This is a genomic window from Variovorax paradoxus (genome assembly GCF_030811855.1).
Taxonomy (GTDB): domain Bacteria; phylum Pseudomonadota; class Gammaproteobacteria; order Burkholderiales; family Burkholderiaceae_C; genus Variovorax; species Variovorax paradoxus_L.
The window spans coordinates 342,152-357,008 of the sequence record NZ_JAUSRN010000002.1 but is presented as its reverse complement, the minus strand read 5'-3'; the positions used below and the strand labels follow the sequence as shown (position 1 = coordinate 357,008).

Annotated in this window: 14 protein-coding genes; 10 read left to right on the top strand and 4 right to left on the bottom strand. The window is 65.6% G+C overall.

All coding sequences use genetic code 11. The features are described 5' to 3' along the window. Window positions 1-7: 7 nt before the first annotated feature. The 4 genes from J2X92_RS06495 to J2X92_RS06480 are packed head-to-tail and all read left to right on the top strand — an operon-like array spanning window position 8 to window position 4,020. Window positions 8-904, top strand: a complete 897-nt coding sequence (locus J2X92_RS06495; RefSeq protein ID WP_373424795.1) for an FAS1-like dehydratase domain-containing protein — start codon at window positions 8-10, stop codon at window positions 902-904. Between the two features lie 20 nt (window positions 905-924). After that, complete coding sequence (locus J2X92_RS06490; RefSeq protein WP_307574354.1) at window positions 925-2,106, top strand: CaiB/BaiF CoA transferase family protein; 1,182 nt, start codon at window positions 925-927, stop codon at window positions 2,104-2,106. A gap of 2 nt (window positions 2,107-2,108) precedes the next feature. Next, complete coding sequence (locus J2X92_RS06485) at window positions 2,109-2,966, top strand: HpcH/HpaI aldolase/citrate lyase family protein (RefSeq protein WP_307574352.1); 858 nt, start codon at window positions 2,109-2,111, stop codon at window positions 2,964-2,966. A 49-nt stretch (window positions 2,967-3,015) separates the two neighbouring features. Continuing rightward, window positions 3,016-4,020 carry a tripartite tricarboxylate transporter substrate-binding protein gene (locus J2X92_RS06480; RefSeq protein ID WP_307574350.1) on the top strand — a complete coding sequence of 335 codons (1,005 nt, stop codon included), beginning with the start codon at window positions 3,016-3,018 and terminating at the stop codon, window positions 4,018-4,020. On the opposite strand, the gene J2X92_RS06475 is transcribed toward J2X92_RS06480, so the two are convergent. Next, window positions 4,017-4,535, bottom strand: coding sequence for a CinA family protein (locus J2X92_RS06475; protein ID WP_307574348.1), 519 nt, complete (start codon window positions 4,533-4,535; stop codon window positions 4,017-4,019). The genes J2X92_RS06480 and J2X92_RS06475 overlap by 4 nt on opposite strands. A gap of 209 nt (window positions 4,536-4,744) precedes the next feature. Between J2X92_RS06475 and J2X92_RS06470 the strand changes: the two genes are divergently transcribed. The 4 genes from J2X92_RS06470 (at window position 4,745) to ybaL (ending at window position 10,215) form a co-directional block, all read left to right on the top strand. After that, window positions 4,745-5,989, top strand: a complete 1,245-nt coding sequence (locus J2X92_RS06470) for a glycerophosphodiester phosphodiesterase (RefSeq protein ID WP_307574346.1) — start codon at window positions 4,745-4,747, stop codon at window positions 5,987-5,989. Between the two features lie 264 nt (window positions 5,990-6,253). Further along, the gene (gene phbB, locus J2X92_RS06465) at window positions 6,254-6,991 is read left to right on the top strand and encodes an acetoacetyl-CoA reductase (protein ID WP_307574344.1); all 738 of its coding nucleotides are present in this window, start codon (window positions 6,254-6,256) and stop codon (window positions 6,989-6,991) included. Between the two features lie 128 nt (window positions 6,992-7,119). Further along, entirely contained in the window at window positions 7,120-8,463 is a 1,344-nt protein-coding gene (locus J2X92_RS06460; protein ID WP_307574342.1) for a dicarboxylate/amino acid:cation symporter, read from the top strand. Window positions 8,464-8,511: 48 nt separating this feature from the next. Beyond that, a complete protein-coding gene (gene ybaL, locus J2X92_RS06455) occupies window positions 8,512-10,215 on the top strand; it encodes a YbaL family putative K(+) efflux transporter (protein WP_307574341.1) in 1,704 nt (567 codons plus the stop codon). Between the two features lie 21 nt (window positions 10,216-10,236). Here ybaL and J2X92_RS06450 read toward each other — a convergent pair whose 3' ends face one another. After that, complete coding sequence (locus J2X92_RS06450) at window positions 10,237-10,641, bottom strand: hypothetical protein (protein WP_307574339.1); 405 nt, start codon at window positions 10,639-10,641, stop codon at window positions 10,237-10,239. 386 nt (window positions 10,642-11,027) lie between these two features. Here J2X92_RS06450 and J2X92_RS06445 point away from each other — a divergent pair, with 386 nt between their 5' ends. Both J2X92_RS06445 and J2X92_RS06440 read left to right on the top strand, forming a co-directional pair. Then, the gene (locus J2X92_RS06445) at window positions 11,028-12,389 is read left to right on the top strand and encodes a homoserine dehydrogenase (RefSeq protein ID WP_307574337.1); all 1,362 of its coding nucleotides are present in this window, start codon (window positions 11,028-11,030) and stop codon (window positions 12,387-12,389) included. A 104-nt stretch (window positions 12,390-12,493) separates the two neighbouring features. Continuing rightward, complete coding sequence (locus J2X92_RS06440) at window positions 12,494-12,835, top strand: DUF1090 family protein (protein ID WP_307574335.1); 342 nt, start codon at window positions 12,494-12,496, stop codon at window positions 12,833-12,835. A 9-nt stretch (window positions 12,836-12,844) separates the two neighbouring features. On the opposite strand, the gene J2X92_RS06435 is transcribed toward J2X92_RS06440, so the two are convergent. Together J2X92_RS06435 and J2X92_RS06430 are read right to left on the bottom strand one after the other, a co-directional pair. After that, entirely contained in the window at window positions 12,845-13,696 is an 852-nt protein-coding gene (locus J2X92_RS06435) for a PA4780 family RIO1-like protein kinase (RefSeq protein WP_307574334.1), read from the bottom strand. Continuing rightward, window positions 13,693-14,790, bottom strand: coding sequence for a GNAT family N-acetyltransferase (locus J2X92_RS06430; RefSeq protein ID WP_307574333.1), 1,098 nt, complete (start codon window positions 14,788-14,790; stop codon window positions 13,693-13,695). The genes J2X92_RS06435 and J2X92_RS06430 overlap by 4 nt, the downstream gene beginning before the upstream one ends. Window positions 14,791-14,857 lie beyond the last annotated feature (67 nt).

Here is a 14,857-nt window from a genome sequence, read left to right as displayed (position 1 = left end):
CGATCCCATGCATGAAACTACTTCCGCGTTGATCGACGGCGATGCGCTGGCCAGGCTCCAGGCGTGGCAGGGCCGCAGCGAAACGCTGGCTGACGAGGTCACGGCCGCGCCCGTGCGCGCACTCTCCGCCACGCTGGATCGCGACGACACACCACCTTTGGCCGGCACGCGCCTGCCGGAGCTCTGGCACTGGCTCTACTTCCTGCCTCACCATCGCCAGTCCGAAATCGGCGACGACGGACATGCGAAGCGCGGCGGCTTCCTGCCACCCGTGCCGCTGCCGCGACGCATGTGGGCCGGTGGGCGGCTGGCTTGGGAAGAGGGCAACCCGCTGCAGGTGGGCGACAAGGTGGAGCGCATCTCGACCATCGCGTCGGTCACCCACAAGGCGGGCCGCAGCGGCGAGCTGGTGTTCGTGCTGGTGCGCCATGAAGTGCGCAACGAACGCGGCCTTGCGCTCACCGAAGAGCACGACATCGTCTACCGCGCCGCGGCCGCACCCGGTGAAAAGGCTCCGCCGCCCACGCCGGCCCCGAAGGACGCCGCCTTCAGCCGCGAGATCGTGCCGGACGACGTGCTGCTGTTCCGCTATTCCGCACTCACCTTCAACGGCCACCGCATCCACTACGACCGCCGTTACGTCACGCAGGTCGAGGGCTATCCAGGTTTGATCGTGCACGGGCCGCTGATCGCGACGCTGCTGATCGATCTGCTGCGTCGCAACGTGCCGGGCGCACGGCTCGCACGGTTCGAATTCCGCGCCGTGCGGCCGACCTTCGACACTGCGCCGTTCCGCGTGCACGGCAAGCCGGCCGAAGGCAGCACGGACGGCAAGACATTCAGCCTCTGGGGCGAAGACGCCGACGGTTGGCTCACGATGCAGGCCACGGCCGTGCTCGCATGAACAACAGGAAGAACAAGCACATGACCAGACCTCTAGACGGCATCACGGTGATTTCGCTCGAACATGCGATTGCGGCGCCGTTCTGCACCCGGCAGCTGGCGGACCTCGGCGCTCGCGTCATCAAGGTGGAGCGACCCGGCGTCGGCGACTTTGCACGCGCCTACGACGCACGCGTGGGCGGCGAGGCCTCGCACTTCGTGTGGGTCAACCGCTCCAAGGAAAGCCTCACGCTCGACCTCAAGCAGCCCGCCGCAATTGCGGTGCTGCAGGAGCTGGTGGCCGAGGCCGACGTGCTGGTGCAGAACCTCGCACCCGGCGCGGCCGCACGCATGGGGCTGGGCGCCGAAGCGCTGCAGGCAAAGCATCCGCGGCTCATCGTCTGCGACATCTCGGGCTACGGCGAAGACGGGCCGTACCGCGACAAGAAAGCCTACGACCTGCTGATCCAGAGCGAGGCGGGTTTCCTGTCGGTCACGGGCACGCCGGACGATCCGTGCAAGGCGGGAAATTCCATCGCCGACATCGCGGCGGGCATGTATGCGTACACCGGCATCCTCGCGGCGCTGCTCCAGCGCGGAAAGACCGGCAAGGGCTCGCACATCGACGTGTCCATGCTCGAATCGCTCGCGGAGTGGATGGGCTACCCGATGTACTACGCCTACGAAGGCGCGCCGCCGCCGCCGCGCAGTGCCGCCTCGCACGCCACCATTTATCCGTACGGGCCATTTCCGGCGGGCGATGGCGGCACGGTGATGCTGGGCCTGCAGAACGAGCGCGAATGGCGCCTCTTCTGCGAGAAGGTTCTGCTGCAGCCGGGGCTCGCGACCGACATGCGCTTTGACAGCAATGCGCGGCGCAACGCGAACCGCGACGCGCTGCGCGCCATCATCGTGGAGACCTTCAGCACGCTCGACACAGTGCAGGTGGTCGAGCGGCTCGACGCCGCGCAGATTGCCAACGCACGCATGAACGACATGGCCGGGCTGTGGGCGCATCCGCAGTTGCAGGCGCGGGAGCGCTGGCGGAACGTGGGCTCGCCGGCCGGCGACATTCCCGCGTTGCTGCCGGCCGGACGGCAGAGTGCCTTCGACTACCGCATGGACCCCGTGCCCGCCGTGGGCGAGCACACCGAATCCATCCTGCGCGCCCTGGGCCGAGGCGATGCCGACATTGCCGCGCTGCGCGAGGCAGGGGCGGTGTGAGCATGTCGACGACGCTGGCATTGGCACGCACCTTTCTCTTCGTGCCCGCCGACCGGCCCGAGCGCCACGCGCGCGCGCTGGCCACGGGTGCGGGTGGTGTCATCGTCGACTTGGAGGACGCCGTGGCGCCCGATCGCAAGGTGGTGGCGCGCGAGCAGCTGCGAGCGTCTGTCGCCGCGTTGACCGCCGCGGAAAGAGGGCGCCTGCTGGTGCGCATCAATGCCCACAGCACGCTTTGGCACGACGGCGACCGCGCGCTGGTGAGTGAGCTTGCCGCCGAAAGCCTGATTGCCGGCGTGGTGCTGCCGAAGGCCGAGCGCGCCGCGGACCTGCATCGGCTGGCCACGGACATCGGACCCAAGGGCGTGCTCGTTCCGTTGATCGAATCCGCTGCGGGCCTCGAAGCCGCCGCTGAACTCGCGGCCGCGCCGCAGGTGCTGCGGCTCGCCTTCGGCAACCTCGATTTCCAGGCCGACCTGGGGCTGGCCTGCGACGCCAGCGAGGCCGAGCTGGTGCCGGTGCGCCTGGCGCTGGTACTGGCCTCGCGCCGGTCAGGACTCGCCGCGCCCATCGATGGCGTCACGCCCGATTGGCGCGATGCCGAGCGGCTCGCGGCCGACACCGCACGCACGCGCCGCGGCGGCTTCGGCGCCAAGCTTTGCATTCACCCCGACCAGGTCGCACCGGTGCACGCCGCGCTGGGGCCGAGTGACGATGAGCTGGCATGGGCGCGCCGCGTGCTGGATGCGACCCAGGCCGCGGGCGGCGGCGTGGTCAGCCTCGACGGGCGCATGGTCGATGCCCCCGTGGTTCGGCTGGCCGAGCGCCTGCTCGCGCTCGGCGCTCAAGCCGCGCCCTGACAAGTACCGCAAGTTCCGCGGATCGAACCAAGACTTAGGAGACAAAAAGATGAACGCAATCAAGAACCGAACAACACGCGCAATGTTTGCGGCCGCGCTGGGCGCCAGCCTATTCGCCGCCCAATCGCCCGCGGTGGCGCAGGCGCCATGGCCCGAGAAGCCCATCACCATGGTCGTGCCGTATTCGGCCGGCGGCCCCACCGACGTGGTTGCGCGCATGCTCGCGATTCCCATGGGCAAGTCGCTCGGGCAGACCGTGATCGTCGAGAACACCGTGGGCGCGGGCGGCACCATCGCGCCTGGCCGCGTGGCCAAGGCTGCCCCGAACGGCTACACCATCCTCATCCATCACATGGGCATGGCCACCGCGCCCGCGCTCTACAAGAAGCTCAATTACGACCCGCTGAAAGACTTCGAATACGTCGGCCAGGTGATGGACGTGCCCATGACCTTGCTTTCACGCAAGGACTTTCCGGCCAACAACTTCCAGGAGCTGCTGGCCTACGTGAAGACCCACAAGGACAAGGTGACGCTGGCCAACGCCGGCGTCGGCGCCGTGTCGCAGCTGTGCGGCATGCTCCTGGCGCACCAGATCGGCGTGCAGCTCACCACCGTGCCCTACAAGGGCGCCGGTCCCGCGCTCAACGATGTGATGGGCGGGCAGGTCGATCTGCTGTGCGATCAGACGACGCAGACCGCGCCGGTCATCAAGGACGGCAACCGGGTCAAGGTGTTCGGCGTGACCACGCCCAAGCGCCTGTCCAGCATGCCCAACATTCCCACACTCGACGAGCAGGGCCTGAAGGGTTTCGATGTGAAGGTGTGGCACGGCATCTACGCACCCAAGGGCACGCCGCCGGCGGTAATGGAAAAGCTCAACAGCGCCCTGCGCGCCGCGCTGCAGGACGACATGGTGAAGCAACGCTTCGCCGAACTGAGCACCGAAGCCGTGCCCATGGACAAGGTGACGCCCGAGGCGCTGCGCAAGCACCTTGCGGCAGAGACCGAGAAATGGGGCAAGGTGATCCGGGCGGCAGGGGTGCAGGCCGACTAGCCTGCTGAAGATTGCGCGCGCAGCGTCTCGTCGAAGAGCAAGAGCAACTGCCGCGCGAACACGTCCATGTTCGACACGCGGTCCGCATCGCCGGTCTCGATGGTCCTGCTTGCGGTGGCCGCACCGGCGATGGCCACGCACACATGCCCCGGCGCGTCGCCGTACGGGCTGCCGAACGGGCCGGCCGCGCCGCTCTCGGCGATTCCCCACGTGGCGCGGTGGCTGTCGCGGATCCTGCTCGCGATGAACCTGGCATAGGGTTCGGTCTCGGCGCGCATGCCGTCGGCCATGTCCTCGGGAGTCAGCCCCAGCAGCGCTTTGGCGGCGCGGCGCGAATAGACGACCGCGCCGCCCAAAAAGAAAGCCGAGGCGCCGGGGATGGCGAGCAGTGCGGCCGACACGAGGCCGCCGGCCGAAGATTCGGCCACGGCCACCGTCTGGCGCCGCTCGCGCAGGGTGGCGCCGACGCGGGCGGCGAGGACGGAAAGCGGTTCCAGGCCGGAAACGTCAGGCATTGGACCGCCGCATGTACGCGACGAAGTCGAGTTCCTCGACCTCGGGGAAGATGATGATCCCGAAATTCATGCTTTCGAACTCCTTGACAGGGGAAGAGCGCCTGCGCAACAACAGCAACAGTGCCGCGGAGATTGTGCGCGCCCGGAACGGGCGTCACCGCTGCGTCATCGCAGGTTTCTAGCATGCGCCCACCAACGAGGAGACTCCCTTGAACAGCTTGAGAAAAGTCTGCAGTGCCCTTTTCGGCCTGGCCATGTTGCTTGCCGCTGCAACACCGGTCGCGGCGCAAGTAGAGAACGCACGGCGTCGTGCCGACAATGCACCACTGGTGATTGGACACCGGGGCGGCGCCAACGGCTACCTGCCCGAGCACACGCTGGAGGCTTATGCGCTGGGCATCTCGCTGGGCGCCGACTACATCGAGCCGGACCTGGTCGCCACGAAGGACGGCCATCTGATCGCACGGCACGAACCCAACCTGATCGACACCACCAATGTCAAGGACCTGCCGCAGTTCGCCAATCGGCGGCGCACGGTCATGCTCGACGGGGTTGCGACCGACGGCTTCTTCGCCAGCGACTTCACATTGGCCGAGATCAAGCAATTGCGCGCCGTGCAGTCCTTTCCGGAGCGCGACCAGGGCTTCAACGGCAGGTTCCAGATTCCGACGCTGGTCGAGGTGATCGAACTCGCCAAGCGCAAATCCCGGGAGGAGGGGCGGCGCATCGGGATCTATCCGGAGACCAAGCATCCGACCTACCACCAGGGCATCGGGCTCCCGCTGGAAGACCGGCTGCTGAGCGTGCTGAGTGCGGCGGGCTGGAACCAGCGCAACGCCCCCGTCTTCATCCAGTCCTTCGAAACCGCCAATCTTCGCTACCTGCGCAGCAAGACGAGCGTGCGGTTGATTCAGCTGGTCGACGCGAACGACGTCAAGCCCGATGGTTCGCTGGACTTCAGCAAGCCCTACGACAAACCGTACGACTGGGTGGTGTCGAACCGCGACGGCCAATTCAAGGATCTGCTGACGCCGCGCGGCCTGCAGGAAGTCAGGGGCTATGCCGACGGCATCGGGCCATGGAAGCCATACCTGATCTCCAGCGCCTGCAAATCGATACAAGGTGGCGCGTGCGCCGACGTGACGGGCGATGGCGTGGTGGACGAGCGCGACCGCGTGCTGCTGCCGCCGAGCGACGTGATCGCGAACGCGCACAAGCTGGGTTTGCTGGTGCACCCCTACACCTTCAGAAGCGAACAGAAGCGCTTGACCGGAAGTTTCGCAGGCAATCCGATCAACGAGTACCGGGCGTTCTACGAGGCCGGCGTGGACGGACTGTTCAGCGACTTCGCAGACACCGCCGTTGCCGCGCGCGCCATGTTCCTGCTGAAGCATGACCCCCACTATGCCGGCTGTCTCGTCAACGCGCGCAAGTGCGAGCGCAACAACGATTGACGACGCGGCTATCGCAATTGGCCCACGACCGGGAAACGGGCTCGCCATTTCGAGAGCTCGGAAATTCATACTTTCGAACTCCTTCAAGGCGCCCGCAGTGCGCAAGAAGGTACAGACTCATGCATATGGTTGCACATCGCCCATGCATTGACAGCTGCTTGCCAGCTTGGCTCAGTGTTTTCCTCAGCGATAGGTGGCTTGAAATTCGCTAGAGTGAAGGTGGCCGTTCAGGCTTTAGCTTCGCAACACATCAAGGAAGATTACATGAGCAAAAAGGTTGCATATGTCACCGGAGGCATGGGTGGCATCGGAACTGCCATCTGCCAGCGCCTGCACAAGGACGGGTTCACCGTCATCGCAGGCTGCGGCCCGACGCGCGACCACGCCAAATGGCTGGACGAGCAGAAGGCGCTTGGCTTCGAGTTCCATGCGTCGGTCGGCAATGTTGGCGACTGGCAATCCACTGTCGAGGCGTTTGCGGCCGCGAAGGCGGCGCACGGCCCCATTGACGTGCTGGTCAACAACGCGGGCATCACGCGGGACCGCATGTTCCTGAAGATGACGCCCGAAGATTGGAGCGCCGTCATCGAGACCAACCTCAACAGCATGTTCAACGTCACCAAACAGGTGGTGGGCGACATGGTCGAAAAAGGCTGGGGCCGCATCATCAACATCAGCTCGGTCAACGGCGCCAAGGGCCAGGCGGGCCAGACCAACTACTCGGCGGCCAAGGCCGGCATGCACGGCTTCACGATGGCGCTGGCACAAGAGCTGGCAAACAAGGGCGTCACGGTCAATACCGTGAGCCCGGGCTACATCGGCACCGACATGGTCAAGGCCATCCGCCAGGAAGTGCTCGACAAGATCATCGCGACCATTCCGGTCAAGCGACTGGGCGAGCCGAGCGAAATTGCCTCCATCATCGCGTGGCTTGCCACCGACGAGGGCGGCTACAGCACCGGGGCCGATTTCTCGGTCAACGGCGGCCTGCACATGCACTGATCATGCTGACCGCAACCTGATTGAAAAGACCCGCTTCGGCGGGTTTTTTCATTTGAAGGGATGTGGCTTCTACGAATGGAAAGCGGCTCAAACGGTCCTACAGTTTCCAACCCGATCCGGAGGCAAACATGGCAGACACAACAAGCACACCACCCAGGAAGCTCCCACTTTATCGCTCGCTCTACGTTCAGGTGATCACCGCGGTAATCATCGGCGTGCTGCTCGGCCACTTCTATCCCGACATTGGCGCGTCGATGAAGCCGCTGGGCGACGGCTTCATCAAGCTCATCAAGATGATCATTGCGCCGATCATCTTCTGCACAGTGGTGGTTGGCATCGCGGGCATGGAAGACATGAAGAAGGTCGGCAAGACCGGCGGCCTGGCGCTCTTGTACTTCGAGATTGTGAGCACCATTGCGCTCGTGGTCGGGCTCTTGCTGGTCAATGTTCTCAAGCCAGGCGCGGGCATGAACATCGACCCGGCCACGCTCGACACCAAGGCCATTGCCTCGTACACCGGCCCGGGCAAGATGACCGGCACGGTCGACTTCCTTCTCAACGTCATTCCCAACACGGTGGTCGACGCGTTCGCCAAAGGCGAGATTCTTCAGGTGCTGCTGATCGCGGTGCTGTTCGGTTTTGCGCTGCATCGCTTCGGCGGCCGCGGCACGCTGGTGTTTGACGTGATCGAGAAGGGCTCGCACGTGCTTTTCGTGATCGTGGGCTACATCATGAAGCTCGCGCCCATCGGCGCCTTCGGCGCAATGGCTTTCACCATCGGCAAGTACGGGCTCGGCAGCCTGTTCTCGCTCGGCAAGCTCATGGGCACCTTCTATCTCACCTGCATCTTGTTCATCTTCGTGGTGCTGGGGCTCATTGCGCGCTTCCACGGCTTCAGCATATGGAAGTTCATCAAGTACATCAAGGAAGAGCTGCTGATCGTGCTGGGCACCTCTTCGAGCGAATCGGTGCTGCCGCGCATGATGGAGAAGATGGAGAACCTGGGCGCCAACAAGGCTTGCGTGGGGCTGGTGATTCCCACCGGCTACTCGTTCAATCTCGACGGCACGTCCATCTATCTGACGATGGCGGCGGTGTTCATTGCGCAGGCCACCAACACGCCGATGACGCTCACGCAGGAGATCACGCTCCTGGCCGTGCTGCTGCTCACATCGAAGGGCGCGGCGGGTGTCACAGGTAGCGGCTTCATCGTGCTCGCGGCCACGCTATCGGCCGTGGGCCACGTGCCGGTGGCGGGCCTGGCGCTCATCCTCGGCATCGACCGTTTCATGTCCGAGGCCCGTGCGCTTACCAACCTGATCGGCAACGGCGTGGCGACCATCGTCGTGGCCAAGTGGACCAATGAACTCGACACCGAGCGATTGCAGGCCGGGCTCAACAACGAGACCTGGATCGAGGCGCAGGAGCCCGAGGTGCTCGAAAGCGCTCGCGTCAGCAAGATGGCCAATTGATGGCCGTGTGAAGTCGAGGGAAAGGCATCGTTCCTGCAAAATGGAACGATGCCCCACAGCGTTTCCCTGATCAACACCATTGCCGCCGGCTTGGGGCTGGCGCTTGTTCTCGGCTTCTTGGCGGTGCGGCTGCGATTGCCGGCCCTTGTGGGCTACCTGCTCGCGGGCGTGATCATCGGCCCCTTCACGCCAGGCTTTGTGGCCGATGCGGGCATTGCGGCGCAGCTGGCCGAAATCGGTGTGATGCTGCTCATGTTCGGCGTGGGCCTGCACTTTTCTCTGGACGACCTGCTGGCGGTGCGCAAGATTGCTTTGCCCGGCGCGTTGGCGCAGATCGCAGTGGCCACGCTGCTTGGAGGCGCGCTGGCGCTCTGGTGGGATTGGCAGTGGGGTGAGGCGCTGGTCTTCGGCCTTGCGTTGTCGGTGGCGAGCACGGTGGTGTTGCTGCGGGCGCTCGAGCATCTGGGCATTCTCGACTCGTTCACGGGCCGCATCGCCGTGGGTTGGCTGGTGGTCGAGGACCTGGCCATGGTGCTGGTTCTGGTGCTGTTGCCGCCGCTGGCGGGAGCAATGGGTGGCCATGCGGGCGATCCGACGGGTGGGCCGCCGGACCCTCTCTGGCAGACGCTCGGGCTGAGGCTGCTGCAGGTGGGCGGCTTCGTGGCGCTGATGCTGGTGGTCGGAAGGCGCGCTTTCCCGTGGATTCTCTGGCAGGTCACGCGCACCGGCTCGCGAGAACTGTTCACGCTGTGCGTGATAGCGGCGGCCGTGAGCATTGCCTTCGCATCGGCGGCGCTGTTCGGCGTGTCGTTTGCGCTTGGCGCATTCTTCGCGGGCATGGTGATGCGCGAGTCGGAATTCAGCCACCGTGCGGCGGAGGAGTCGCTGCCGCTGCGCGATGCCTTCGCGGTGCTGTTCTTCGTGTCCGTGGGCATGCTCTTCGATCCGTCCGTGCTCATCGATCGTCCGCTGCAGGTGCTGGCCGTGGTGGGGGTGATCGTGCTGGGCAAGTCACTGGCGGCCTGCGCGCTGGTGCTTGCGTTTCGCTACCCGCTTCGAACCGCGCTGACCGTGAGCGCGAGCCTCGCGCAGATCGGGGAGTTCTCGTTCATTCTTGCGGGGCTGGGCGTGTCGCTCGGCGTGCTGCCGGTCGAAGGCCAGAGCCTCATTCTGGCCGGTGCGCTGATCTCCATTGCCACCAATCCGTTGTGGTTCAGCTTGATCGCGCCCTTGCAAAAATGGCTGCATGCCCGTTTCCCCTTGGCGCGGGGGCTCGAATCGCGCGATCATCCGCTGGCCGAATTGCCAAGCACCACCGAGGCCAGGTACCTGTCCAGGCAGGTCGTGCTGGTGGGCTATGGCCGCGTTGGGCGCCGCATAGCGGCCGAGCTCGAGGCGAATGACGTTCCCTACGTGGTGGCCGAGCAGAACCGCGAGCTGGTCGAGAGGCTGCGCGAAGCAGGCATTGCGGCCGTGTGGGGCGATGCGGCCGACTCCGAGGTGCTGATCCAGGCGCACATTGCGCGCGCCCGCGTGCTGGTCGTTGCAACGCCGGACGCCATCAACGTGCGCCAGATGATGAAAATCGCGCGCACGCTCAATCCTGCGATCGAGACCGTGATCCGCAGCCACAACGAAGACGAAGCGCTGCTGTTGACGCAGGAGACGGCCGCAACGGTCTTCCTGGGGGAACAGGAGTTGGCGCAGGCCATGGCTCGCGACGTGGTGCGGCGTGCCGTGGCTCCAGCATGAGCTGCCGTAGCGGTCAGGGACTCACAGGTCCTCGATGACCAGCGTGCGATAGCGCTGTGCGATCGAGTAGGGCACCGTGCGCACCACCTCCATCAGGTTGTTGGCGGCCTGTTCGTTCTTCGTCCTGACCAAGAGGCCGGTATGGCCTTCGCGCGCAAGCTTGGTGTAGGCGCGCACGGTCGCGGCGTCGGTGCCGGCCGAAGGCAGCGGCTCGTCGGCCTCCCTCACGGTGGGGCTGATCTCCTCGAGGATCGTTGCCGCGGGAATCAGGTAGATCTCGTCGCCGCTCACGCCGTCTTCGATCAGTTTGTGGCCGATGCGGCTGGCGTCTTCCGCGCTCGGAAACATCACCATCGAATAGCCAGTGGGGTAGAACGCCCCGCCGAAGCTTGCCCGCATGTGGGGCTCTAGGACGAAATTCTTCATGATGCTGCCTCCTGGATGATGCAGTTCTTTTCCCCACGACATTAGGCCTGCCGCCGGCAGAGCGATGTAGGCCTGCTCCCCGAATTTCAGAGCTTTGGCGCGGGAAATCCCCGCTGTCAGGCGGGTCTTGTGTACACTCGCGCTTCATGTCGTGCCCTTTTTCCCCCACCTCCGTCTGCGCAGCCTCCGAGGCCCGCCTGGCGACGCCTGCCTTCGCGCGGGCGAACGGGGCTCTGGTTGCACGAATGATTACCACCATTACCACCGCGGCCTCCTGAGCACGCGCAGGTGGCCGTTTCGGCAGCCACCTGGTGTATCGCTCTTCTCCGAATGAATGAAACCCAGCTCTGGCAGCTGGGTTTTTTGTTTTTCACCCGGAGATTTCCATGTACCGCGATCCAGTCCAGTCACTCGAACCCTTGCCCAGCCGTTCCGCGGCCCCTCGCGCACTGCGCGTGGGCATGATCGGCATCGGCACCGTCGGCGCAGGCACTTTCCGGGTGCTGGCACGCAACCAGGCCGACATCGCGGGACGAGCGGGCCGGCCGATCGAACTGGTGATGGTGGCGGCGCGCAACCTGGAACGGGCCGCGAGTATCGTGGGCGGTGCTGTTCCGCTGACCGACGACCCGCTGCGCGTGGCGACGCATCCGGACGTCGACGTGGTGGTGGAAGTGGCCGGCGGCACCGGGCCGGCGCGCGACTGGGTGCTGGCCGCCATTGCGCACGGCAAGCACGTGGTTACGGCCAACAAGGCCCTGCTGGCGGTGCATGGAGCCGAGGTCTTTGCCGCGGCCCGGCAGCACGGCGTGGCCGTGGCCTACGAGGGCGCGGTGGCGGTGAGCATCCCCATCGTCAAGGCGCTGCGCGAAGGGCTCACGGCCAACCGCATCGAGTGGGTGGCGGGCATCATCAACGGCACCACCAATTTCATCCTGAGCAAGATGGAGGGTGAAGGACTGGACTTTGCCGCCGCGCTCGCCGAGGCACAGACGCTGGGCTATGCCGAGGCCGACCCGTCCTTCGACATCGAGGGCATCGATGCCGCGCACAAGCTCACCCTGCTGGCCGCCAATGCGTTCGGCACTTCCGTGCGGTTTGACGACGTGCAGGTGGAAGGCATCACATCGCTTCAGCGGATGGACGTGGCTTGCGCCGCGCAGCTGGGCTATCGCATCAAGCTGCTGGGCGTGGCCCGCCGGAAGGAGGAGGGCATGGAGCTGCGCGTGCAGCCCGCGCTCGTGCCCGCATCGCACCTCATGGCGCATGTGAACGGGTCGATGAACGGCATCATGGTCAAGGGGGATGCGGCCGGGGTGACGATGTACTACGGCGCGGGTGCCGGGTCGGAGCAGACCGCGTCGGCGGTGATTGCCGACCTGGTGGACGTGGCGCGGCTCGATGGCACCCATGCGGCGCAGCGCGTGCCGCACCTCGGGTTCCATGCGCATGCGATGAGCGCCTTGCCGGTGCTGCCCCGCGCCGCGACGTGTTCATCACACTACCTGCGCGTGCCCGTGCATGCGGCCGGCGACATCGAGGCGGTGTCGGACTGGCTTGCGGAGCAGCAGGTGCCGGTGCGTCAGGCAACGTTGGCCGCGGTTGCAGAGGCCGACATGGGCCCCCAAGTGCTCGTGCTGACGCAGCCGATGCGGCAGGACGCGCTGGACAGTGCGCTGCGTGCGCTGGAGGCACATCCCCAGGTCGCAGGAAAAATCACGGCGCTGCGAGTGGAAGAACTGGCCTGAGACAGAATGAGGCACAGCGGGCCTGGGCCTCCGCTAACAGAATGGAAGCGGCAATGGGTTTCGATCGGCACGGTGGCTTTCAAGGGCAACAACAGGAGCCGGGCATGAAGCGCGGCCTCCTCGCCGCTGCGCTGCTGGTCCTGGCCGCATCCGCCTTCGCGCAGGCGCAAGCGCAAGCCGTTGAACCGCCGAGCGCCGCTTCGTGCCAAGCCGAAGAAGCTGCGCTGGAGCGCGACATCGACCTTGCGCGCTCGCGGGGCCAGATGCTGCGCCGGCGGCAACTCGCCGAAGCCCTGGCTGCGCTGCGCACGCGCTGCGAGGCGTCCGACCCTTCCATGAGCCGTGCCGCGCGCATCGACAAACTGGAGCACGACATCCAATTGCTCAGGGCAGAACTCGAGCATGCCGAGGAGCAATTGCGCGAGCTGAAGAACCAACGGCCCTGAGGCCTGGCGCTACAGCCTCGGCAATTGCATGCGCAGGCGCCGCGCCGCTTCTTCCTCGCGCGCGTCGTCCACCTCGCGCAGCACGTTGCCCAAGTCGACCGGCCCGGTGTCGCGTACGTGGGTGCCGGTCAGCACCGTTTCGACGCGCAGCAGACCGCGCTCGTACAGGTGCCAGATCTCGTCGCCGTAGTGTGTGCCCAGGAGCGCCGGCGCAAACTGGCCGAAGAAGTTGCGCAGGTTCTCCACGTCGCGCAGCAGCATGCGTTTGGCGTGGTTGTTGCCCGCCGCATCCACGGCCTGCGGCAGGTCGATGACCACCGGGCCGTCGGCTGCCAGCAGCACGTTGAACTCCGACAGGTCGCCGTGCACGACCCCCGCGCACAGCATGCGCACCACCTCCTTCAGCAGGCTGGCGTGGTGCTGCATGGCCTCGTCGGGCGTGAAGGCCACGTCGTTCAGGCGCGGGGCCGCATCGCCGTTGGCGTCGGTCACCAGCTCCATCAGCAGCACGCCCTCCAAGAAGTTGTAGGGCACCGGCACGCGCACGCCGGCCGCCGCCAGCCGGTAGAGCGCATCGACCTCGGCGCTCTGCCAGATGGCCTCGGTCACCTGGCGGCCGAAGCGCGTGCCCTTGGCCATGGCGCGCGTTTCGCGCGAATTGCGCACGCGGCGGTTCTCGGTGTAGTCAACCGCCTGGCGAAAACTGCGCTTGTCGGCTTCCTTGTAAACCTTGGCGCAGCGTGTCTCGTCTCCGCAGCGCACCACGTAAACCATGGCTTCCTTGCCGCTCATCAGCTGTCGTACCACCGTATCGATCAGTCCTTCGTTGACCAGCGCCTGCAGGCGTGGTGGTGCTTTCATGGGTGCCGCTCCGTCGGTGTTGTCAGCGGCCGGGTCGAGAGGAAGGCCCTCAGGCTTTCCGGGCCGATCTGGTAGACCCCATCATGCCTGTGCGCGGCAAAGCCCAGACGGTGGTTGATGGCAAGCATCGGCGCGTTGACTTCGGCGTTGTTCGTGATGGCGGTCGCCACCTCGGGATGGCGTTCGCGCACCAGCGCCAGCATGGCGGCTTTCACGCCCTTGGCAAGACCCCTGCCGCGCCAACGGGGCGCCACGGCCGTCAGCTGCTGATACATGCGATCGGGAAAGCGCTGGTCCCAGCTGGCATCGCACACGGCGGCCACCTCGTCGCCATCGAGCAGCAGCACCAGAAAGTGCTCCCCGCCGCGCCGGTCCATGTCGGCATACCAGGTGCGATAAGCCTCGAGCTCGTAGCGTATCCGCGGCATTTCCAATGCATTCGTGGGTGCGTCGTTGATGAGCGCAGACATCGGCTCGATCAGCTCAGCCAATCGATCGAAGGGAACACGTCCCGCGTGGATCTCCGCGCGCAAGCCTGTGCTCGAGTCGAATGCCCGTGATTGCCAGTGGGCCAGTTCGTTCCAGGGCATCGTTGCAAGCGCGGCACGGTTCTCGATGGCCCGATGTTTTTCAACCGCGCCGATGGCCGAGAGGAAGGCATGGCCTTCGGGCAGGTGAGCCCTGACGCTTGCCGTGGTCTTGCCGCGCTCTTCCATGAACACGAGAAGCGCGTGCAGCAGTGCGCGCGCTACGCCACGGCGCCGGTGAGGCTGCAGCACGCCGCCCCACGCATCGACGTAAGGTGCAAAGGCGTCGCAATCGGGAGAACCCTCGCGGCGGAAACTCAGCGTGAGGCTGCCGATGAATTCGCCGTCGCAGCTTGCCAGCACTCGATGGAAGGCTTGCAGAGGCAGGTACTCCCGCACCGCATGCTCGGTGTCGGCATCGGAGCTGCGGCGCTCTCCCGGATGGTCTTCCTCGGTGCGAAGCCGCCAATAGCGATGGAACTTCTGCCAGGTTTCGGCGGAAACACTGTGAGGGTCGAAAACGGATATCGAGAAATGCCGCGAATGCGCGGCACGGGTTTCAAGCATGGTGTGCCTTAAAGATTCGGGAAACGAGCGGATCGCGGCCGGCACCTTGTGCCGACCGCGGCGTTTT